This window comes from uncultured Fibrobacter sp., assembly GCF_946062555.1.
Taxonomy (GTDB): Bacteria; Fibrobacterota; Fibrobacteria; order Fibrobacterales; family Fibrobacteraceae; genus Fibrobacter.
Map to the genome: position 1 here is coordinate 14,781 of NZ_CAMGVQ010000004.1, position 22,236 is coordinate 37,016.

General features: G+C 51.8%; 19 protein-coding genes and 2 pseudogenes. 15 read left to right on the forward strand and 6 right to left on the reverse strand.

Annotation, left to right across the window (positions count from 1 at the left end; genetic code table 11):
- Positions 1–6: 6 nt before the first annotated feature.
- The 5 genes from Q0P86_RS01705 (at position 7) to Q0P86_RS01725 (ending at position 6,978) form a co-directional block, all read left to right on the forward strand.
- Positions 7–1,056: a glycoside hydrolase family 18 protein gene (locus Q0P86_RS01705; RefSeq protein WP_290993029.1), complete on the forward strand. Its 1,050-nt coding sequence runs from the start codon at positions 7–9 to the stop codon at positions 1,054–1,056.
- Positions 1,057–1,162: 106 nt separating this feature from the next.
- Positions 1,163–2,143, forward strand: coding sequence for a T9SS type A sorting domain-containing protein (locus Q0P86_RS01710; RefSeq protein ID WP_295036984.1), 981 nt, complete (start codon positions 1,163–1,165; stop codon positions 2,141–2,143).
- Between the two features lie 205 nt (positions 2,144–2,348).
- Entirely contained in the window at positions 2,349–3,716 is a 1,368-nt protein-coding gene (locus Q0P86_RS01715; protein ID WP_295036987.1) for a glycosyl hydrolase family 8, read from the forward strand.
- A gap of 19 nt (positions 3,717–3,735) precedes the next feature.
- Positions 3,736–5,508, forward strand: coding sequence for a cellulase family glycosylhydrolase (locus tag Q0P86_RS01720; protein WP_295036990.1), 1,773 nt, complete (start codon positions 3,736–3,738; stop codon positions 5,506–5,508).
- 567 nt (positions 5,509–6,075) lie between these two features.
- Entirely contained in the window at positions 6,076–6,978 is a 903-nt protein-coding gene (locus Q0P86_RS01725; RefSeq protein WP_295036993.1) for a BatD family protein, read from the forward strand.
- A gap of 24 nt (positions 6,979–7,002) precedes the next feature.
- Here the strand turns inward: Q0P86_RS01725 and Q0P86_RS01730 are convergent, their stop codons facing one another.
- The 3 genes and pseudogenes from Q0P86_RS01730 to Q0P86_RS01740 all read right to left on the reverse strand — a co-directional run bounded on the left by Q0P86_RS01730 (position 7,003) and on the right by Q0P86_RS01740 (position 8,225).
- Entirely contained in the window at positions 7,003–7,170 is a 168-nt protein-coding gene (locus tag Q0P86_RS01730) for a hypothetical protein (RefSeq protein ID WP_294112864.1), read from the reverse strand.
- Between the two features lie 27 nt (positions 7,171–7,197).
- Positions 7,198–7,671, reverse strand: coding sequence for a hypothetical protein (locus tag Q0P86_RS01735; RefSeq protein WP_294112862.1), 474 nt, complete (start codon positions 7,669–7,671; stop codon positions 7,198–7,200).
- Between the two features lie 222 nt (positions 7,672–7,893).
- Positions 7,894–8,225, reverse strand: a pseudogene (locus Q0P86_RS01740) (multidrug efflux SMR transporter).
- Between the two features lie 292 nt (positions 8,226–8,517).
- Between Q0P86_RS01740 and Q0P86_RS01745 the strand changes: the two are divergent.
- From Q0P86_RS01745 to Q0P86_RS01765, 5 genes are all read left to right on the forward strand, one after another.
- Positions 8,518–8,856: a TfoX/Sxy family protein gene (locus tag Q0P86_RS01745; protein WP_295036998.1), complete on the forward strand. Its 339-nt coding sequence runs from the start codon at positions 8,518–8,520 to the stop codon at positions 8,854–8,856.
- Between the two features lie 152 nt (positions 8,857–9,008).
- Positions 9,009–9,875: a hypothetical protein gene (locus Q0P86_RS01750; protein WP_295037000.1), complete on the forward strand. Its 867-nt coding sequence runs from the start codon at positions 9,009–9,011 to the stop codon at positions 9,873–9,875.
- 192 nt (positions 9,876–10,067) lie between these two features.
- Positions 10,068–10,325, forward strand: coding sequence for a hypothetical protein (locus tag Q0P86_RS01755; RefSeq protein ID WP_295037003.1), 258 nt, complete (start codon positions 10,068–10,070; stop codon positions 10,323–10,325).
- A gap of 69 nt (positions 10,326–10,394) precedes the next feature.
- On the forward strand, positions 10,395–10,844 hold the full coding sequence (locus Q0P86_RS01760; RefSeq protein WP_295037005.1) for a hypothetical protein: 450 nt from the start codon (positions 10,395–10,397) through the stop codon (positions 10,842–10,844).
- Positions 10,845–11,117: 273 nt separating this feature from the next.
- Positions 11,118–12,101: a MoxR family ATPase gene (locus Q0P86_RS01765; RefSeq protein ID WP_295037016.1), complete on the forward strand. Its 984-nt coding sequence runs from the start codon at positions 11,118–11,120 to the stop codon at positions 12,099–12,101.
- Positions 12,102–12,211: 110 nt separating this feature from the next.
- Here the strand turns inward: Q0P86_RS01765 and Q0P86_RS01770 are convergent, their stop codons facing one another.
- The 3 genes and pseudogenes from Q0P86_RS01770 to Q0P86_RS01785 all read right to left on the reverse strand — a co-directional run bounded on the left by Q0P86_RS01770 (position 12,212) and on the right by Q0P86_RS01785 (position 13,860).
- Positions 12,212–12,340, reverse strand: a complete 129-nt coding sequence (locus tag Q0P86_RS01770; RefSeq protein ID WP_295037019.1) for a hypothetical protein — start codon at positions 12,338–12,340, stop codon at positions 12,212–12,214.
- A 31-nt stretch (positions 12,341–12,371) separates the two neighbouring features.
- Positions 12,372–13,010: pseudogene (locus Q0P86_RS01775) on the reverse strand (CatB-related O-acetyltransferase).
- A gap of 28 nt (positions 13,011–13,038) precedes the next feature.
- Entirely contained in the window at positions 13,039–13,860 is an 822-nt protein-coding gene (locus Q0P86_RS01785; protein WP_291022373.1) for a hypothetical protein, read from the reverse strand.
- 636 nt (positions 13,861–14,496) lie between these two features.
- Between Q0P86_RS01785 and Q0P86_RS01790 the strand changes: the two genes are divergently transcribed.
- The 5 genes from Q0P86_RS01790 (at position 14,497) to Q0P86_RS01810 (ending at position 22,227) form a co-directional block, all read left to right on the forward strand.
- Positions 14,497–17,256, forward strand: coding sequence for a TIGR02171 family protein (locus Q0P86_RS01790; protein WP_295037026.1), 2,760 nt, complete (start codon positions 14,497–14,499; stop codon positions 17,254–17,256).
- Between the two features lie 174 nt (positions 17,257–17,430).
- Complete coding sequence (locus Q0P86_RS01795) at positions 17,431–18,714, forward strand: adenylosuccinate synthase (protein WP_295037028.1); 1,284 nt, start codon at positions 17,431–17,433, stop codon at positions 18,712–18,714.
- A 34-nt stretch (positions 18,715–18,748) separates the two neighbouring features.
- A complete protein-coding gene (locus Q0P86_RS01800) occupies positions 18,749–19,462 on the forward strand; it encodes a Crp/Fnr family transcriptional regulator (RefSeq protein ID WP_291022366.1) in 714 nt (237 codons plus the stop codon).
- A 39-nt stretch (positions 19,463–19,501) separates the two neighbouring features.
- Entirely contained in the window at positions 19,502–20,275 is a 774-nt protein-coding gene (locus tag Q0P86_RS01805; protein ID WP_295037031.1) for a PASTA domain-containing protein, read from the forward strand.
- 5 nt (positions 20,276–20,280) lie between these two features.
- Entirely contained in the window at positions 20,281–22,227 is a 1,947-nt protein-coding gene (locus tag Q0P86_RS01810) for a hypothetical protein (protein WP_295037032.1), read from the forward strand.
- Positions 22,228–22,236 lie beyond the last annotated feature (9 nt).

The following is a 22,236-nucleotide window of genomic DNA, read 5'->3' on the forward strand; positions in this document are numbered from 1 at the left end:
GACGATATGTTTAAGAAATTTATTGCAACATTAGGATGCTCCGCTGCGCTGCTTTTTGCAGCTGAATTTCAGGTAGGAACATATTTCCCGAACTGGCTCCAGTATTCCCAGTTTACCCCCGAAGATGTCCGTTACGAATTCCTGACGAACATTCATTACGGCTACTTCATTCCTAGCGAAGACGGCTCCAGCCTTTCTAACTCGGACGAAAACGACATTCCCAACTTCGAAAAGCTTGCTAGCCTTTCCAAGGAAAAGAAGGTTAGCCTCACGGTGAACGTGGGCGGAGTCGGTAACGAAGAGGTCATGAAGGCTGTCGCTTCTAGCGAAGAAGCCCGTGCCGCCCTGGCCGAAGCCGCGAAGTCCCTGGTGGACCAGTACGGTCTTGCCGGCATCGAACTGGACTGGATGCCCGCCGAAGAGGAAGAATATGCCTCTTGGGGTGCCTTGGTGACGGTGCTTGCCGATGCAGGCGTGGTTGTTTCTGCGACGGTGGCCGGTTCTCCGGATGCCGCTAAGCTTTACCCGGCAGATGCCCTTGCCAAGCTCGCTACGGCGATGGTCATGCTGACCGACCAGATGAGCGCAGAGGAATCCAGTGTCAAGCCCAATTCCGACTTCTCCTATGCGCAGGAAGTCCTGAAGGCATACGCCGAAGCGGGAATTTCCGCTGACAAGGTGGTCCCGGTCGTTCCCATGTACGGAAAGACCTTCCTGGGGGCTACGGGCCTCGGTTCCAGCCATCAGGGCTCCGGAAGTGGTAACGAAGGCTACCTGACCTATAAAGAATTGATGAACGTGTTCGACACTCCTGACTATCAGGTCACGTTCGACGAGGCGACCCAGAGCGAGGTGGCGGTAAGCTCTTCCGAAACGATCGTCTTCAACGGAATTCCTTCAATGAAGTCTCTGGCGACTTTTGTCAAGGACAACGGATTTGGCGGAATGGCGCTCTATGACATTTCGGGTGACCACAAGGCCCCCGTCGTCTCCCTTTTGGTGACGGTCGGCCAGGTCTTGAGGCCCGAAATTAAGTACAACGCTAAGAAAAAGTGATTTTGCCCACAAATAATCCTGTAAAGTTTTTTTTGCAAGACAAAAATCCTTTTTTGAATTATATTATAGCCACATAAACAATAAACCCTAACAAAGAGAGAGAATTATGAAAAATCTTGCTATTTTCGGCCTTGCTGCCGCTAGCGCATCTCTGGCCGCAGGCTCCCTGTGGAACATGGATGTAGATGCATACCAGGTCCAGGTCCCGGAAACGGTTGCTTGCGACAAGACTGGTGACGACTACGGTGCAGCTTGCTACGAGTCTACCGGTGGTTGGTGGTTCGCCTACGTTGGCGACGAAAAGGACGGCCAGAAGATGTCTTTCGATCCGATCGACACCAACCCGGATGGTACCTACAAGCTCATCACTACCGATCCAACTGATGGTTCCATCATCCCGGGCGGTAACCTCGTTGAAGGTGCTGGCCTCCAGGTGACGATGTCTGCCGCTGGTGGTGCCGCTTCTACTCCGGCTATCGCTGGTATCGGCTTCAACTGGACCAAGGCTGAAACCCCGATCGACATTTCCGCTCACACCGGTTACTGCATTGTCTATTCTTGGACTGGCTCTCAGGCCCTCCAGATGGAACTCGGCTGGGACGAAGCTGCTAACGGTTACGACTCCTGGTACACCTCTATGCCTGCTACTACGGGCTCTACGACCAGCAGCCTCGATCTTCCGTGGGCAAAGTTCAAGCAGGACGGTTGGGACAAGGCTAAGCAGCCGATCACCGTTGCTCAGACCAAGGCTGTCTCTCTGAAGATCCGTCTGAAGAACGCTACTGCTGCCGAAGTGAAGGGTACCCTCACCGTCGCCGAACTCGGTTGGTCCGGTGAATGCGGTGCCGGTGGTAGCGCTCCGATTGCTAGCGTTGCCAAGGCTTCTTCTGTGAAGGCCACCCTCTCTGGTCGCACCCTCTCCTTCTCTGGCGTTAAGGCTGCCAAGGCTGAAGTGCTGAACCTCCAGGGTCAGGTTGTTATGAGCGGTTCTACCGCTTCCGCAATGAACCTCGCTAGCCTCGACGCTGGTGTGTACATGGTTCGCGTTGCCGGTGCAAACCTCACTCAGAAGATTCTCCTCAAGTAATTTCTACTTGAAGTAGACTTTCAGGGCCCCGTCTTTGGACGGGGTTCTTTTTTTTTGTGCCATAAAGTTCCGAGGTCTAGTTGCCGGTGTGCGATTATTCACATCGGTTCCATTTGTGTACATGCAAACGCGTTTTTACTTTATTTTTTCGTTTTTTTTAATTAAATTGTAGCTTGAGTGTTTTGACTTTTTTTCGAGGCTATTTATGAAAAAGTATCTTCTGCCGGTATTGGGTGTTACTACGGCTATGCTGATGGCATGTTCCGACGATTCTTCTTCGCCGTCCAACGCGGTTGATCCCGGTATTGCTTCCAGCGCATCTGTTGATCCGGGCCTTCCCGCTGTTTCGAGCGACGCAAATCCCGGACTGGTTTTGTCTAGCGAAAGTTCTGCTCCCGTGGTGGATCCCGGCGCTTCGACTTACTACGCCGTATTCCCGACGCCGAACCAGTTGGCTGTGCAGACGATGTACAACAACTGGATTGCCAAGTTCTACGTGACTTACGAAGAGGAAGTCCCGGCCTCGGAAGAACCTTACCTTGGCGCGATGGTGGAAAAACTGAAGGGTTCCGCCCGTATCAAGTTCGACTCTCCGCTGAACACGGTGTCCGAAGGTATCGGCTACGGTATGCTGATCACCTACTTCATGAAGGACTGGGAAAAGTTCAACAGGTTGTTCAAGTATTACCAGGCGTATCCGGTGAGCGCTGCTGACGGTCTCTTCTTTATGAAGTGGATGGTCAAGGGCGACGAATTCAAGGGTGGATTCTCCGCCGACGCAACGGGTGGCTCTGCTACGGATGCCGACCTGGACGTAATGACGGCCTTGTTCCTTGCCTATGGAGAAACGGGTAATGTTGAATACCTGAACTACGCCAAGGGCATCGCCGGTGCCATTTACAACACCGAAGTCAATGCGACCACGCACCTGTTTATGCCGGGTAACGACGGCCTGCACATGAACGACGGTTATGTCTACAATACCAGCTACTTCTCGCTGGTAGCCCTCCGTCTCGCTATTAAGTACGACACGGAACGCAGTGCCGCCTGGCAGCAGGTTCTCGATGCGACTTACGCCTATATGCTCAAGGTTCAGGCTGACGGTAACGGCCTCTGGCCGGACTGGAGCAATGCGGACGGCGTTCCGACGAATCCGGAGAACAACTCTTCGACTGGAAAGCTCTGCGACTACTATGGTCTCGAAGGCGTGCGTATCCCGCTTCGCATTATGTGGGACTACAACTGGTTTGGTGACGACCGTGCAAAGACCATGGCCGAAACGGCTGCCAACTTTGCCTTTACCTCGACGGGTGGCGATATCACCAAGACTCTGATCAGGTATATCTACCAGGGTGAACAGCCCAAGGCCGGTTTGGGTGGCGCCCATTTCCGCGGAGCATTCTGCTCGCTGTGGACGGTTAACGCGGAATTGTCTGCCAATACCGCTGCCTGTAACGATGTGATTCTGAATACGCCGTTCAAGGCGACGAATTCGCTCTACTTCGAACCTTCGATGCAGATGCTCTACACGCTGTTCATCAACGGCTACTTTATCAAGTACTGGAATTATTAATAAACTATAGGGTAATACAATGGTGTTGAAAAAGCTTCTGATGGGTGTGCTTGCTGTGGCGATTGGGGTGATTGCCTCGCCGATTTCGGAACATGGGCAGTTGTCCCTCAAGGGGTTTGATGTGGTCGACAAGAATGGCCAGCCGTATGTTTTGCGCGGCATGAGCTTCTTCTGGGATTGGCCGGGCTGGAATGGCGACAAATTCTTTACTTCGGGAGTGGTGAATACCATTGCAAACGACTGGGGTGGAAACGTTGTTAGAACGCCAATAAGCCAGTTGAATGAATCTCGTGCCAAGGCCATGATTGACTATGCTGCTGCTGCTGGTATCTACATTATTGTGGACTACCACTCCCATTGCGCTCACAAGAATGCTTCTGGTGCTCAGACCTTCTTCGGCAATATCGCAAGTTACGTAAAGCAGAAGGGCTACGTGCATGTTCTCTACGAACTGTACAACGAACCGCTTTATGAAAACTGCAGCGAAGCGACTGATACTTGGACGGGGGGCTCGCTCACGAGCTGGGCAACCATCAAATCTTACGCCGAATCCGTGATTCCGAAGATCCGTGCGAACGACCCGAACGGCATTATTATCGTGGGTACCCCGAACTATTCCCAGGGAACGGAAGCGGCCCGCGCCAATCCCATTACCGGCCAGAAGAACATTGCCTATACGTTGCATTTCTATGCATCTACCAGTGGTCATGGCTCCTTGCGCTATAACCTGCTGCGTGGCAAGTGCAACGACTTCCCGATTATCATTACCGAATGGGGCGTTTCTGAATCCAGCGGTGATGGTAAGTTCGACCAGAGCATGAATGACACCTGGATGTCTTGGATTGAAACCATTGGAGTCAGCTGGGCCAACTGGTCTATCATCGACAAGGGTGAAACGTCTTCTGCACTGAATGGTGGCGCAAGTCCTAATGGTGACTGGAACGACGGTAACCTGACCGCTTCGGGCAAGTATGTTAAGAACCTGATGAAGAACCTGAATGCCGGTAAGGGTCTTTCCAGCGTTGGCTTGCAGCCGGCGAATACCGATTGCTCTATCCTTGAAGGTGGCGGAGAGTATGAGTTTGTTCGAAACGGTGTGGGGAACTTCGGCTATGCAATCCAGGGTGAAAACTACATGGATTCCTCCAACGCAAAGACTGTCGAAACCGATGCCAAGGGCGTGCAGAATGAAATGTACCTGACTTCACAGAATAGCGGATCTGAAGCTTGGGCGGAATATACGTTGATGGATATTCCGGCTGCCGGTTACTATGTGTTCTATGCCAAGGTTGGTGCCAACAGCGATGGCTACCTCCGCTACAGTGTCGATGAAGGAGCAACCGTGGATTCCGTGAAATACACGTCTACGGGTGGCCTCACGACCATCAAGGGCTTCTATAACAAGATTGCTCTGCCGACTGAAGGAACTTCCAATATCCGCGTGTCTTGGAAGGGCGATGTCGCATTGGATGTGTTCTCCGTTGTCGTTGCCGATTCTGCGGATAGCACGGAGCTCGGAATCAAGGCTGGCGAACAGATTGTCTCGATCGGTTCCGCAAAGGCCTCTGTGTCGGACCAGTTCCGTTTTGATGCCAGGAACCGCTCCTTCGTGATTCCGGAAGGCTACGAACGTCTCTCCTTGTTCTCTGTAAAGGGCCGCAAGATTTACTCGGCCGATGTGACGGGCAAGGCTAATGTGGGCCTGGATCGCTCGGTCAAGAAGGGCGTGTACATGGCGGTCCTGAGCGGAGCGAAGGGACAGACATCCCTGCAGCTTAAGGTGACAGAGTAAAGCCCCATAACGCGAAAAGGTTGAATGCCGGGCTTACCCCCGGCATTTTTTTTCTTATGTCATCCTCTAGCACAAACGCGCCCCCTTTATGTCCTCCTCGACATCAAAAAGCACAAGCGTGCCCCCCCCCTAACGTCATCCTCGACATCAAAAAAGCACATAAGTGTCCCCCTCTTGTCATCCTCGACATCAAAAAAGCACAAGCGTGCCCCCCCCCTAACGTCATCCTCGACATCAAAAAAGCACATAAGTGTCCCCCTCTTGTCATCCTCGACAGAGCGAAGCGAAGGAGGGGATCCAGAGCAGAAGTCACTCGTCGTCCCCGCCATAGTTGCGCCTCGGTTATGCTGGTGTGCAAGCACCCCATCACGACTCTCGGCTTTTTGTATATGGAATCTGCTGCGCAGATTCATAATTGGCGCCTCGGTTATGAGCAAGCAAGCTTGCTCACAACTCTCGGCTTTTGTATATGGAATTTGCTGCGCAAATTCATATACGTGCGCCTCGGTCATGCTGGTGTGCAAGCACCCCATCACGACTCTCGGCTTTTTGTATATTACCCCTCGTATGGAAAATGATTCTTTGAATGTGAATGATGCTGATAGCGTGGCAACCGATAGCGCCGTGGTTGCGCCTGAAATCCAGATGCCTTCGCCCGAGCAACTCGGAATTTCGATTGTCGCGGGACCGCAGGGTGGAATGCCCGCGGTGACCGTGGGCGATACCTTTGAATTCCCCGTGACGGTCTCCTGGAGCGTACAGGGGAGCGCCCTGCTGGTGGTGCCGACAGGATCCGCGAACGCGAAGGGCCTCACGCAGGTGGGAATGTCGCAGGAATCGGCGCGCTCCGTCAAGGACGGCAAGGAAATTGCCTCGATTACTTTTACCTACAAGATTGTGGCGGGCGACACGGGTGATCTGCATGTACCTGCGATGCGTTTCGAGATTCCTACGCAAATGGGACAACCGCTCGATTTGCGCAGCGAAAGCGTGGATGTGCGCGTGAACGAACCGTTTAATCCGCTTCCGCTTGTGGTGGGCCTAATTGTGGCCGTTTGCGTGCTCTGCGCGGGCTTGTGGCGTGTAAAACGCCGTAACGCCGCCCGAGAGGCTGTTGCTGCCAAGAACGCCGCCGAAAACGCTCTTCGGACGAAAATGCTGGTGCTCAAGCAGCGTGTAAATTCGGCCGACAGTCGCGAATGGCTCCTGGAACTCGAAAGCATCTGCAAGGAATACGTGGCGAATAAGTTCCCCGAGCTTGCCGAAGGGCTTGCTGCAGGGAATGCGTCCGCCGCCTCCGCGGTCAATTTGGACGCCCTTGTGAAGGACGGCAAGCTCGAAGGCTGGGAATCCCTCGTCGAAGAATTTGCGCACGCCCGCTACGGCGGCGGCAAACGCGACGGCTTCGAAAATAAGGAAACCTGGAAAGGAGCCATGAAGCTCATGGGTATTTCCGAGGACGAAGAGTAACCGGTCATTGAACGAAAATTGATTTTACCAAAAACAGGCGTATAGAATGGTAATGATTACCATAATGCACAATGCGCCGTAGTTGAAGAACTTGTCTATACGGAAAGCCGCTAGGTCAATTCCCATGGATTTGATGTCTTCGACCTTGTCTTTTGCGTTTGATCTTAGGTAAATCGACAATACGAGAAGCATGGTCGCAAAGAAGAATATCGCCTCGAATCAATAATTGACGCATCCCCAGTCGCTTAGGTTTGTGAGCCAGATTCCCCCTACAATCACGACGATGCCCGGAATGTCAAAATAGGGATCATTTAAAATAGGCGGAAAGGCTTCTGGATTGCGCGATACGACAAGGTTGAAATGTCTGTCCGCTACGTCTTGCGCAAGGTAGTCCTTGATATGTCCAGGTGCCGAAAGAGCTCCGTCGATACTCGGAATGTTTTCGGCGATAACCGTAAGCGCTGCGATGGCGGTAACGAGTCCTCCGCCAATGAGGAAGAATACCTGCATGACGTTCGTCCACGCTACGGATATGAGGCCACCATAAATAGAGTAGATGCCCGCAATCAAGAACAAGAAAAATACGTAAAGAAATAGCCGAAAGGTAGAGAAACCGAGTCCGGCGCCCTTGTTGTAGCGGTTTCGCAAGAATTGCGGAACGCTAAAGACTTTGTCTTGAATTATGAGCGGCACAATTACCGCGTGCAAGAAAAATGCCCATGACAACCAGGATGACGATATAGAGTGCGAAAACTCTATAATCCCAGCATGTAAAACCGTTGTTAGTGAGTGCTCCCCAGATGCTTTGTTTTTCCATATTATTAGTGACCGTTATTTTCTCTTTCTTAAAAAGAAATAAAAAAACACTAAAAAGGATGTTCGGACTTTATTTTGCAAAAAAAAATGCGTTGATCGCTAGTGGATATCCATTTTCGAGAAAAGATTCAACACGGCGACGCCTGAAATAATCGGGACGAGCCCGATAATGGCTCCCAAGTCGGGCATCTGCTTGAAAAAGAAAATGCCGCTGACGGTAATGAGCGCGATGCCGAGCGCCGACCAGGTGGCGTACGTGATGCCGATGGGGATGGTGCGCAGGCAGAGGCTCAGCAGGTAAAGCGATGCAACGTAGCACACGAGCGAGGCGATGGACGGGACGAGCTTGGTGAACTGCTTCGACATCTTGAGGAGCGTGGTGCCGGCGTTTCTGCGACAATGGCGAGGATAAGGAATACGTGGTTGAGCATAGGGAGAATATACAAATTAATAGTACGGCCTGCTATCGACGATGTTTTTGATGCTTGCGCGAGAGGCTTACATACTGAATGTTTGTTTTGTGTTGATTAGTATGTAATTTTTCCCGGAAAAAGTCACTTTTTGGGGCTTTTAGGGAAGAAAAGTTGTCTGAAATAGGGAAAATGCTCTCAAAAAGGGTGTTTTGCGGATTTTTTTACATACTGGAGTGCGAAATTAGAGCTTTTAGTATGTAAGGGTGCGCGGCAAAAGTTTTTTGACCGTGCTTTATTTATATTTAAAACTATGCCGAGTTCTGAAAAGTTTCGTGACCATGTTTTGGAACAGTTCAATGGAAAGTTGCTTGAAGGTGGTTTCCGCGTGACGACCCGCAAGATGATGGGCGAGTACGTCCTTTATGCCGACGGGAAAATCTTCGGCGGGATTTACGATGACCGCTTGCTGGTGAAGCCCGTGCCTGCGGCGCTTAAGCTGTTGCCGAACGCGAAAAAGCAATTGCCCTACGAAGGAGCGAAGCCGATGTTGCGTGTCACAGCAGAACAGATTGAAGATGGTGATTTGTTGGTTCGCCTGCTCAATGCGATGTTGCCGGAACTGCCTGCACCAAAAGCGAAGAAGAAATAAACGATGGTATGTCATTCCCGCCGCTTTACTTGTCATGTCTGCGAGCATCTCCTTTTCTGAAGTGAATTTGTCTGTTTTTTTTTTGACGAAACCCACAAACAAGCAGATGGAATGCGCTCGATTTCCTTTGGAAAAAGGTATCATTGTTACATATGAGAATTGCATTCCTCATTATATTGGTGTTCCTGTTGTATGGCTGTTCCGTTCACAAGGCGAATATAACGAAGGGCACATTTGATGTGGATGTTCCCGAACCGTTTTGGGGAACTGGCGTCTGGGTAATGCCGAATACCGTCTACTTTAGGGGAAATATTGCGTATACCGTTGGGGACAAAGAAATAGTTCCACTAGACGGTCTAACAAATGAAGGGTATAGGCGACCTCGTGGTGAATCGCTTCCGGACGAAGATGCGAACATTGAATACCAACTGAAGGACAGTCCCTTTAGCGGTTCTTTGGATGTTTTTGTAAAGAGGTGGGTTTTCTTGGGAGGGGGCCGGGTCGAGGTTGATCCATATCCTTCTGTTACTCTTTTTGCGGGGCTTAATTCTCTCGTCGGTGAATTTGGGGTAGGAACTCGCTTGGGCTATTCCAAGGATAAAGCTAATTATTCTGGAAAGTACTTGTACGTAGAAAATGGCAGCTTGGATGATGATGTTCTTTTCAATACCGTCGTCAAGGGAAAATTTGAAGAAACGCATTCTTACAGCAACGCCAATTTCGGATTGTACGCCTATTCAAGTCTCTTTGTGACGGAACATTTTTCGTTGAATTTTTCTACGGGCTATTATCAGCCTTGGTTATTCAGGAGTTCGCTCCAATTGGATAATATCGAGGTTCCTGGGGATTACGACATAACCATAGATTTCCCGTATTTTCTTTCGCAATACGCCGGGGCGACCATATCTCTGTTTGATCATGTTCTGTTGTCTGTAGGGGAAACCTATTACTACACTCGTTCTCCCGCCTCGGCCAATAACATCTGGCAAACCCATTTCTCTTTGTCTTACATGTATTAGATGATCATTTTCCGGTAGTTGGGAAAATGATCTGTTTTCTTACCCTGTCGTGTCCGCTGCTACGCTTGTCATTCCGGGCTTGACCCGGAATCTCCTTCCTAGAAGCAAAGTGGTCTATTTTATTTGATAAAGTTTGCGAATTGGCAGATGGAATGAATCCGGGTTTTGCCTAGATATTCTATTTTGTAGATAATGTTTCGTGGGTTTTTATGGGTTGCTTTGATGGTGTGCCCCTGCTCTTGGCGGGGTGCAGCGTTGCCATTATACGTCCGCCATCTGCTGCTAGTTTTATGGAAAAAAAGCGATGGCGATTTTGTGAAAGATATTTCTGCTTCTGCGTATTGGGGCGATTTGACTTTTGTAGGAGAACATGTTGCAGAAGGTGTAAAGACGCTAGAACGTTCCGATGAGTGGTATAAAACTCATAATTATGCTAATGGTGAAGAATGACCGTTTGATTTTAAATTTTCTCTTCAAAAAAGTATAGGATATTTCAAGTACGGATTTGGTCTTGATTTTGTGACGCCCTATGTGCAAGCGGGGCTTGTAACGGATTATTTTGGTGTGATGGGTTGGAGCAATTTATGGCTGTGGAAATTGGAAAAAGTAGAACACAAGTATTTCCAATGGGGTGGTGGCATATCGCTTATAGAACAGTTGCCGATAGGTGATAATTTCCGGATAGGTTTGACTCAGCATTTGTCTAGGAATGGCCGTGAAGCGATGGCTATAGAAGAATCGCCATCGATGCTTCATGTTGGTCCATCGGCTCCAATTTTTTATGATGAAATAGGATGTGGAATGTATATATCTTTCATTCCGTATTATGTAACAAGGGTTAGCCTTGAATTTCGTTATGGGAGAGATTTAACGTATAAACGCAGGGATTATAGTAGCTATCCGGAAAGACATGAGACTATTTCTGATGTAGATCGATATTCTGCGACCATCAGTTTCTTTGCTTGGTGAATATATGGGGTGTTAGGGGCGGAGCCCTTAGGCGTGGGGGTGGAGAGCAACGGAGTGCGAACCAGGGGGAGGCTTTCCCCTTTCCTAACCACCAACCACTAATCACTAACCACTTTCTAGTCTCATTTGCCTTTTTCCGTGGAATTTTGTATCTTAAAATCCGAAAAAAACTCTCGTCTCTCGTCTCTCGTCTCTCGTCTTGCTGACGAACGATGATATTCGAAAAACGGAGGTCGTTGAAATTTTGTAAAATATACATAGAGGTAAAATCGCATGGATATTCAGGAACTTTCGGAAAAGGTGCGCCAGCAGAGCGCATTCTGCATGAACTTGCTGCGTGAAGTGGAAGGGGCGGTGATTGGCCAGAAGGCTCTGGTGGAAAGCATTCTGACGGGTATTTTGGCCGACGGCCACGTGCTGCTGGAAGGCCTGCCGGGCCTTGCCAAGACGACTGCGGTGAAGGCTTTTGCCGATGCAGTGTCGCTGGATTTCAAGCGCATCCAGTTCACGCCCGACCTGTTGCCGGCCGACTTGCTGGGTACCACGATTTACAACGCGAAGGAAGCGAAGTTCGAGACCCGCAAGGGCCCGCTGTTTACGAACCTGGTGCTGGCTGACGAAATCAACCGTGCGCCGTCGAAGGTGCAGAGCGCCTTGCTCGAAGCGATGCAGGAACGCCATATCACCATCGGTGACGAGACGTTCAAGTTGGACGAACCGTTCCTGGTGCTTGCCACGCAGAACCCGATTGAGCAGGAAGGCACGTACCCGCTGCCCGAAGCCCAGGTGGACCGTTTCCTGTTGAAGGTGAAGGTCAGCTACCCGAACAAGGCCGACGAAATGAAGATTCTGGACGCCGTTGCCGGTGCGGGGCTCCGTCAGCCGCAGGCTGTCGCCACGAAGGAAGATATCCTCGCTGCCCGCCAGCTGGTAAAGCAGGTGTACGTGGACGAACGCGTGCGCGAATACGTCGTGAACCTGGTGCTTGCGACCCGCGATCCGGGCAGCATCAAGCGCAGCGACCTGGTGGGCTTTGTGGAAGTGGGCGCTTCGCCCCGTGCATCCATCGGTCTTGCCCAGGCTTCGAAGGCCCATGCGTTTATCCAGGGCCGTGCCTACGTGACGCCCGAAGACGTGAAGGCCGTCGCCATGGAAGTGCTCCGCCACCGCATTATCTTGAGCTACGAGGCCGAAGCGGAAGAAGTCTCTGCCGAAACCGTCGTGCAGAAGATTCTCGACAGCGTTGAAGTGCCGTAGTGAGGAGAAGCGGCTTGTATTAACAAGCCGCGACGACGAGAGCAACGCTCAGACCGGAGGCATGTCAATTGCGGTAGAACGTTGCGGTCGCGTGAAGTGCCGTAAAAGTTTTAACGCAGGTCGCGAGCGTCGCGAGGGCGGCGGGCAGCGAGCGTCGCGAGTCGCAGGCTGAGAATGTCGCGGGTCGCTTCTCGATTGTCATTGCGAGGCTGAAGGCCGCGGTAATCTCTAACCGACATTGTCATCCCGCACTCGTTGCGGGATTTCCACTTACATAAGCCGGGCATTAAGCTCGGCTTTCACTTTTTTGAGGTCACCGCTGGTGAGGATGGGAATGAGACTATTGATTTCGTCGATACTCTTGTCCCACCACTTGAACTTGAGCAGCAGTGCGGTGAGTTCGTCATCGAATCGCTTGCTGATGAGTTTGGCGGGGTTACCTGCCACGATGGTATAGGGCGCGACGTCGCTTGCTACGACGGAGTTTGCCCCGATGATGGCTCCGTCTCCGATGTGGACGCCTGGGAGAATCGTCACATTCTGCCCGATCCATACGTCGTTACCGATGACGGTATCGCCTTTGAGCGGAAGGTCGCTCTGGGCCGGGGCGTGCTGCTCCCATGAGCCGAAGATATAGAAGGGGTAAGTGGTGGATGCGTTCATCTGGTGGTTAGCCCCGTCCATCACGAATTCCACGCCGGCAGCAATCTAGCAGAACTTGCCGATGATGAGCTTGTCCCCGATAAAGTCGTAATGGTGGGTGACGTGACGCTCGAAATCCGAATCGGCGATGTAGGTGAAAACGCCCACAATGATGTTTTGGTTTTTGACATCGGGCTTGACGAAGGTCAATGCCTCCACGTTGGCGATAGGCTGGATGACGTTTGGGTCGGGAGTCTTTGCTGGCATGGAAGGAATATAGATTAATTTGCGAATTTTATGTTAGCAGCGCCTTGATGTAGGCCTGCACCTGCTTGACGGAGAGAGGGGTTGCTGCGCTTTCGAAGGTGGCGATGAGTTTTTTGCCGATGGTGTACCCGCTTGCGGCGTAGTGGGCGAGCTTTTGGACGGCGTTCTCGGCGTAGTCCGGCTCGCCCATCAGGCCGAAGTGTTCCCAGATGACTTCTTCGCGGGTGCTGGGGCGCAGACAGGTGAAGTCCGGGTAGAGCGTGCCCCAGCCCTTGACGCTTGTGGGAAATTCATAGCGGTAAGGGATGCCTGCGCGGTCGAGGGCGTCCGCGATGATGACTTCGGATTTCGAGCGGACGCGGACGCCGTTTGCGGTGAAAAACTCGGGGGCATTGATTTCGAAGGCCTTGCCCGTGTAGGGCAAGTGCCGCCACGCTTCGATGAACTCGCTATCGGGTTCACGCACCGGTGCGATGAGTGCGCGGCGGCCCGGATGCTGCTTGGTGAAGGCCTGGTCAAGTGCGTTTGGCCGATATGCCTTGAGGAAAGCGTCGATGGCCGCGAGCTGCTTCTTGATGATGGCCTCCGCCGCCCTGTTGTAGTCACGCTGCGCAAGGGCCTTTGCCTTGCGGATTTCCTTGCGCGGGAGGTAGGTCCCTTTCGTGTCTCCCTTTTGCGTAACGATGTAATACTGGTAGGATTGTCTGCATTTGTCAACGCGTAGATTTCCGCTGATGTTTTTTGTCTTTCCAATCTGCGTGAGTAAGGAGAGGTTTTCTTCTTGCCGCGAAATCAGCATTTCAATAAGAGGGTCGTTTATGGCGTAGTTGTCTTCGAAATGTGTTTGCATAAAATATCCTTTTGCGAAGATGGGTAATATAAAATGTTTTATTTAAAAAAGAGTCAAATGGCGAAAAAAAGTGAATTTTGCTAGCAACTGTTTGCAAAACAGGCTGTTTTCTCGATAGATAATCCTGTTTGTAGATGGATAGAGCGATTAAATGGTTGTTTTGGGAGGTGCGTACCTATAAAGTGCCTGGTCGGGTGAAATTTATAGGTATGATTGCGATTGGTTGAAGTGGTGCGTACCTATAAAATGGAGCTGTTGTGCCAGTTATAGGTACCAAAACGCTCCGAATTGGGGTGCCCGCGATCAAATAAATGACAATTTGTTGTAAATTTTGGCGAAATGTACCTATAAAATGAATGAGAAAAGTCGGTTTATAGGTATGGGGCTTGAAACGATCTTCTAAATGTACCTATAAATGTAGGCAAATGGAGCTATTTATAGGTACGGGGTATTCAAAGTACTCTTTGGCGACCTATAAATCAGTGCAAATTGGGGAATTTATAGGTGCCTTACTTTGCCGGTGGCGTGAAAAACAAATAGGCTGGGCGTAATTTAAATGGTTTGGGCGTAATCGCTCCGTTTTTTGATTATTTTTGAATTGTGGATAATGTACGCTTCGGATTACTTTTGCTTTGTATGCTGCTGACCGCTTTATTTTGCGGGGCGTGCTCGAATTCTGTTTCGGAAATCGGCGCAGAGCGAGATGATTCAGGCTCCGCGGAAGTTTCCCCTGCAGAGGATGCCCCCGTACAGGTGAAGATCGTTGCGGATTCCGTTCATGAGGGAATGTTGCGTGTGCAGCCAATGGGAGTATCCGTTTTCCTCGGTAGCGATGACGAGCGGGCAAAAGCCTCTGAAAAACCGCGGATGAAGGTGACGCTGGATTACGTTTTTTCGCTGGGGGTTCACGAATTTACTTGCGCCGATTATGAGTTGGCGTCTCAAATGGATGATGGCTTGCTCGCGGATCTAGAATGTGTTGCGGGAAACGTGCCCAAGGTCAACGTGTCGTATTACGGTGCGGTTCTTATTGCAAATGCTTATGGAAAGGCGAAGGGGGTAGACACCGCCTATACTTACTTGAATCGGCTGTTCGATCAGAATGGGAAGTGCGCCTATTTGGAGGGGCTGACATTCCACCCTGAAGTTGAGGGGTTCCGCTTGCCGACTGAAGCCGAATGGGTCTTGGCGGCGTCCGTCGCCTGGAATCCAGAGCAAAGCTGGAATGTCGCGAATTCCGGTATAGTTCGGCGTGAAGTTTGCGATTTTGTGGATTCCGTCGGTTTTTGCGACATGGCGGGGAATGTGCTGGAATTGACGAATGACTGGCTCGGAAATTTACGGGATACCGCCGTGACGAATTATGTGGGAGCTCCTGTTGGGAATTCGTTGCTAGAAAAAGTAGTCAAGGGCGGATCTATAATTCAGCCGACTGGCGATATGACTTTATATAGCCGGGGAGATGTCTATACGGTGTCGGCATCTACGACAACGGGGTATATGGGCTTTCGTCTGGCGTTTGGTGCGATTCCCCATGCGTCGTGGATGGCGTCGAACGGCCGCGCCGTTGGCGACTTGGCCGTGGTCAAGGCGTCTTCTGCAGATGTCCGCCAGAAAGTTGGAACGACTCGAGTCAAGCTTGCTTTCAGGAACGACCAGACGGGTAATCTCGCTTTCGTAGATTACAAGGACGGTCGCGTGAATGTGGTTGAAATTTTTGATACCTTGCCTGTATTCCATCCGGAAATTTCTCCGGACGGGGTGAAGGTCGCCTTCTGTACGGGAATCGAAGGCGTGTCGGGAAAGTCTGCTCTTTATGTGCGCAACCTGGATGCGGATGGAAGCGGCCTCGTAAAGCTTGATGTTGAAAGAGCCGCTATTCCACGCTGGTATGTGAATGCATCGGGGGATACATCGATTGTCTACGTGGACGACGCGGGCGACAATAGCGATGGTGCGGCGTTCTTTACGAAAACGACTTGGAGTGTCCCTTTTTCGCAGGGGCAATTCGGTAAACCGAAAAAGATTTTCTCTGGGGCGTATCATGGTGGCGTGTCCCGTGGTCGCGACGGCATGCATCGCGCCGTGTCTGGTTCCAAGCGGCTTCGCGTGAATGTGGATGGAAAGGATAGAGTTTGGCATGACGGGGCGCAGGCCTGTAATGCTTCTCTTTCGGGTGATGGCTCCGACAGGACTCTGTTCCTTGATTTTGGCAGCGCGGTAGGTAGGAATTTCGCGGGTAAGAAATATGGGACGCACGAGCGTCTGCTTGTCGCTGACAGCAGCGGAAAACTAGTGCGTGCGATTCCTGCGCCCGACGGCTATACCTTTGATCATTCCGAGTGGACTGACCGCGAAAATTTGGCGGTGGTCACCATCGTCAATTCCGCTGGTGCGCATCGGAAGATTGCGTTGGTGGACGTAGGAGATTCCAGCATTGTCGATCTTGTCGAAGGTGAAGAGTTGTGGCATCCGTGTCTTTGGACGATGTCGAAGAGTGTGGCGGGTAATCTGGAACTGGACAGCGCAGGCGCCTATCGCGATGCCGTATACCAAGAGGGCGAAAAGACGATGTCTGTGAAGATGCGCATGTTCTGGGATAATAAGGATTCCTTTGAGTTGATCGCATTAGGAAGTTCTAGGACCGAAAGGGGAATCGACCCTCTGCAGTTCTCGATTCCGTCGTTTAATTTTGGCTATGTAGGTGGGGACTTGTGGGCTGAACTTTATATAGTGAACAACTACATCTTGCCGCATGCAAAGAATCTCAAGTACCTCGTTATCGAGATAGCTCCTGATCTGATGAGTAATAGCCGTAGTGCTAGGTTTCTTACTTTGTTTGGGCAGGCTCCAGGTTATATTTATGACCGCAACCATCAATTTTGGAAAGATGGCGTTCCAGCAGAGTTTGTTCGTATCGTTGACGAGAATAACCGTTATACCGTTGAAGATTCTCTAGAATATGTTAGCACGTTGGGTCTGTTGAAACTTGAGTCGCGTGGCTGGGGGAGCGATGTGCAGGTAATGCGCGATACGATTCTGTCACAGATGGATGAAAAAATATACAGGAAAGTTGTAGATAGCCTGACGACCTTTATTGATACGACGCAAAATAAAGGTTTTAAAATTATTGGGTTAGTTTATCCGCAATCGCCTCGGTATGCGTCTACGGGAAGCTTTGGCCGTCACGGAACCCAGAGGAGCCTTGCGAAGCAGACTCTTGATTATTTCGATTCCCTGTCTAGGGTGTATCCTCATTTTATTTTGGTGGACGAAAATAAGTTTGGAGCGCACGACTATTCGGACTCGATGGCCTTCGATTTTGACCATTTGAGTGCCCAGGGGGCGGAGCGCCTGTCGGCTCGGCTGGATTCCTTGCTGAAAAATGCCCCTTGATTTGTGCAAATCGGCACTTTTGGAAGGTGTGCGATTTGTCTCTCTTTGCTATCTTTATGGCGAAAAAGGGCGCAGGGAAGTCCCCTGCGTTTGAATTTCGTCGTTTAACAAGCAATCGACCTGCGGGCTGCCTTTTCGGGTTTCGTTCGCCGGGTCAAAAAAAATGAAGGATATATGGCAAATCGTGTTGTAATCGGTTCCCAGTGGGGTGACGAAGGCAAGGCCAAGGTTGTTGATTTTCTGACTCTGGACGCAGACTACATCGTGCGTTTCCAGGGCGGCGCAAATGCCGGCCATACCGTGGAAGTGGGCGACAAGAAGTTCGTGTTCCACCTGATTCCCTCGGGCATTATGCACGACGACAAGATTTGCGTGATCGGTAACGGCGTGGTGCTCGACCCGGTGCAGACCCTGGCCGAAATTGCCGACTTGCACACGAAGGGTATCAACCCGGAAGGTCGCCTGTTCATTGCCGACAACGCACACGTGGTGCTCCCGTACCACTCTACCCTCGACAAGGCCAAGGAAAAGAAGGCCGGCAAGGGGGCTATCGGTACCACGGGCCGTGGCATTGGCCCCTGCTACAGCGACAAGGTGAACCGTATCGGTGTCCGCGTGGGCGACCTGATGGACGAACGCGAACTGCGCCCCCGCGTCGAAGCGATGGCCAAGGTTCACAACGAAGAATTCAAGGTGATGTACGATGTTCCCGAAATTGATCCGGAACAGGTCATCAAGGACTACCTCGAACTCGGCCAGAAGATTAAGCCGTTCGTGTGCGACGTGAGCGCCATGCTCTATGCCGCTGTGAAGGCTGGCAAGCGCCTGGTGTTCGAAGGTGCCCAGGGCACCATCCTCGACGTGGACCAGGGAACATACCCGTTCGTGACCTCCAGCAACACTGTGGCTGGCTACGCAAGCTGCGGCGCCGGCATTGGTCCCACGGCTATCGACCAGGTCGTTGGCGTGGTAAAGGCTTACACGACCCGCGTGGGTAACGGTCCGTTCCCGACCGAACTCTTGGACGAAACGGGTGACACGCTCCGCAAGATTGGTAACGAATATGGTGCCACCACGGGCCGCAACCGCCGCTGCGGTTGGTTCGACGCGACCGTGGTCCGCAAGGCTGCCGTGGTGAACGGCCTCACGCACCTCGCCATCACCAAGCTCGACGTGCTTGATGCCTTCGATACCATCAAGATTTGCACTCACTACGAATGCGACGGTGGAAAGATCGAAAACTTCCCGAACCAGCTTTCGAAGGTCGGCCGCTGCGTGCCGGTCTACGAAGAAATGCCGGGCTGGAAGTGCGATACCACCAAGTGCCGCAAGCTCGAAGATTTGCCGGAAAACGCTCGCAAGTACCTGAACCGCATGGCGGAGCTCGTGGGCGTGAAGATTGGCATGATCTCGATCGGTGCCAAGCGCGACCAGAGCATTATCGTTGATTTGGACTAGGATGGCGTAATCGCCAAAGAAAGGTGAGGTAGACATGGACAATACTGATGTTTGCGGCCTGCTGAAGGGCGTAGATCTTTTCTCTGAATTGACAGAAGAACAACTTGGCTTGCTTGCCAATTTGGTTGTTGTCCAGGACTTCAACCGCGACGAGACTGTGGTGCTCGAAGGCGACTGTTCGATGAAGGCGCTGTACCTGATCGCATCGGGGACGGTGCAGGTCTACATGACCGGCGTCGATGGGCGCGAAACGATTCTCAGTTTCTTGGAACGCGGGGATTTCTTTGGTGAAATGTCGCTCATCGACGGCGAACCGAGGTCTGCCTCGGTGCGCACCGTCACCGACGCGCAGCTGATGATTATTCACCGCGAACCGTTCCTGATGCTGATTCGCCAGACGCCTGAATTTGCGATGTCTCTTTTGTCTGAAATGAGCAAGAGACTGCGTAAGGCAAACAAGCAGATCGGTTCCTTGTCGACGATGTCCGTAAGTGGCCGCGTGGCAGGCACGCTCCTGAACCTCATGGAAGACCGCGGCATGCGCATTCACACCGATAACGGCCAGATGGTGACGGTGATCCACAATCGCCCGACCCAGCAACAGTTGGCTGACATGTCGGGTACCACTCGTGAAACGGTGAGCCGTATTTGCTCGATGCTTGTGAAGGCGAATGCGATTGCTATGACCGGCAAGGATATCGTGATTTTCGACGAAAACGCCCTGCAGGAAAAGGCTACTAAAGGATAGGTGAATTCGGAGTTCGGATTTCGGAATTCAGAATTAGTTATGGATAAAGTAAAGTCGATTTTAAACAAAGTATTGACGTGGCTCAAGACGACTCCAGTTGTGAAGGCCGCTGGCGTTTGGATTGTTCTTTTGATTGTGCTTGCCTTTGCCGTCGACAAGTTAGTGATGCCGATTTTTTCGGGTCATTTCGCCTCGACGGGTGAAGTGCCGAATTTGGAAGGCATGACGCAGGAAGCAGCAGAAAAGGCCTTGTCCGATGCGGGGTTCAAGTACGAATGGCTCGAAGAAGGCCGCTACAGCGCCCAGATTCCGGAAGGTCTCGTGCTGGTGCAGATGCCCGCTGCCGGTCGCATCGCCAAACTCGGACGCACGGTTAAACTGACCAAGAGCATGGGACTTCGCGAAGTGGAAATCCCGGATCTTCGTGGCAAGAGCCAGAAGCAGGCCTCGATTTCCTTGAGCCGCGCGGGCCTCGTGCAGGGCGCGATTGTGAAAGGCGCGCACAAGAGCATTCCCCGCGGGGTCGTAATCCGTACGATTCCTTTTGCTGGCCAGAAGGTCCGCGTGGGTGATACGGTGAAGGTTGTCATCTCGGCCGGAGCGACCCAGGGTAAGACGCTGCTTCCCGATTTTAGCGGAGAGCTCATCGATAACGTTTATACGAAGGCTGAAAACCTCGGTTTCAAGGTGGGCAAGATCAAGCGCAAGAAAGACGAAGAAGGTCGCCAGCCGGGAACGGTTATCGAGACGATGCCGAAGCATGGTGACTATCTGCCCCCTGATTCCAAAATTGACTTTGTAATCGCGGACTAGGATTGATGATGAAATCCCGTTTCTTTTCGCTTGCGGTTGTGGTAGCGCTTTCGGTGATGGCGCTGTCGTTTGGCGGGTGCGCCACGTCTGCAAAAAAAAGCGAAACCCTGACGGCCGATGATTCCGTTGCGATTGCGAAGGCGGTGAATGCGAAACTTGATTCCATCAAGAAGGTTTCCGCCGAAGAACCTGCGTTGCCGCAGAATATTGATGCGGCTCATGAATCGTTTATCCGCGCCCAGGAAATGGAACTGCGTGGGGAACGCGCCCTCGCGAACGTGTTCTGGCAGCACGCCGCGGAATCTGATCCGAATAGCCGATACTTGGCTTTTAAGCTTGCTGAAATCATGGCGGCGCAGGGAGCGGATTCTGTTGCGCTGTTGCAGGCCCAGCATGCAAATCGACTGAAAGGCCGCCCGACGGCATCGCAGCTCGGCTTGCTCGCTCATTTGTACGTGAAGGATGGCCGTGCCGATTCGGCCCGCAAGTATTTCAAAGCGGCGCTCGATACCTCCCGCTATCAGGACATGACGCTCCTGTATGACTACAGCCTCTTTTTGGAAGCGGTGCAGGACGGCAAGGAACTTGTGCGCATTTATGACTTGCTCCTGCCGCAGGTAAATTATATGCCGACGCTGTTCCAACGCCAGTTGAAACTGCTGCTCGACCAACATAAGGATTCTGCCGTCGTGGAACTTTTTGCGAAGGGCCACGAGGCGACTGGCGACAAGAAGATGCTTTTGCAGATGGTGCAGGGGCTTGTGTTCCAGAAACGCCTGAAGGAAGTGCGGGCGGTTGTCGATACGCTTACGGAATCCTCGCCGGAAGATGAATCGATGGTGGTGCTCCTGATGAGTTCCCTCGCCGAAACGAACCGTGATTCTGCCTATGCGATGCTCAGGAAGAAATATCTGGATGATGGCGTGCGCACTCCGATTCTTGCAAACTTCCTGGGACATTACGAACATCTGTTTGGCAACTTGGACAGTGCAAAGGCCCACTTGAAATATGCTGCCGAGAACATTGCGGATCAGCGAGTCTATGTGACGGGCGCCTACCATACGCTTTCTGCGATTGCTTTTAAAGAAAACAAGCCGAAGGATGCCGTGCGTTATGCCGAGAAGGCAGATTCCGTAGCGCTCGGCGGCGACAAGGCGCAGCTGGCCTTGACCTACGGTACCGCGGGAATGTACGGCAAGGCTTACAAAATGCTGGATTCTCTGATTGCGGTGTGGGATAAGTGGACTCCGATGGAGGGCATTGCCGATTCCGCCTCGATGAAACGCATGGCTCATGACGTGGAACGCAACCGTCGCCAGTTCCGTAGCGTGTACGCTCGGATTTTGTGCGTGGAAGCGCAGGAAATTTGGCAGAAGGATATTGGTGATTCAGCAAGGGTCAAGAAGTCGCTTGCCTTGCGTGAACGTGCGGATGTGTTTTATCGGGAATTGGCAGCGAAGGATTCTGCAGATCTCGGAATTCGCGTGTTGATGGCGATGAACCTGGAGCGCATGGACCGCTACGACGAAGCCTTTGCGATGTTCGAGTACATTCTGGGTTTTGCGGAGCCGCAGGTTGATGTTGCCGAAGTCCTGAATTATTATGGCTACACCCTGATTGACTTGAACCGGACTCCCGAGGAATTGGACAAGGGAATTGCTTTGGTTGAAAAGGCTCTTTTGCAGTCGGCTAAGTACAAGGATTCGGAACCATCGGAGGCCTATGTGGATTCCTGGGCGTGGGGCCTTTACCGCAAGGGTAAGTTTGCCGAGGCGCTTGAAACTATGAAGCAAATCAAGAGTCCGCGTTTCGATGAAGATTTTGTCTATTGGGAACACATGGCGGCCATCCAGGATGCGCTCGGCATGACGGCCGAAGCCAAGGCGTCCTACAAAAAACTGAAAAAATTGCAGCCGCATCACCCGGCGGTGAAGAAATACTTCAAGAAGTAAAATAGAACG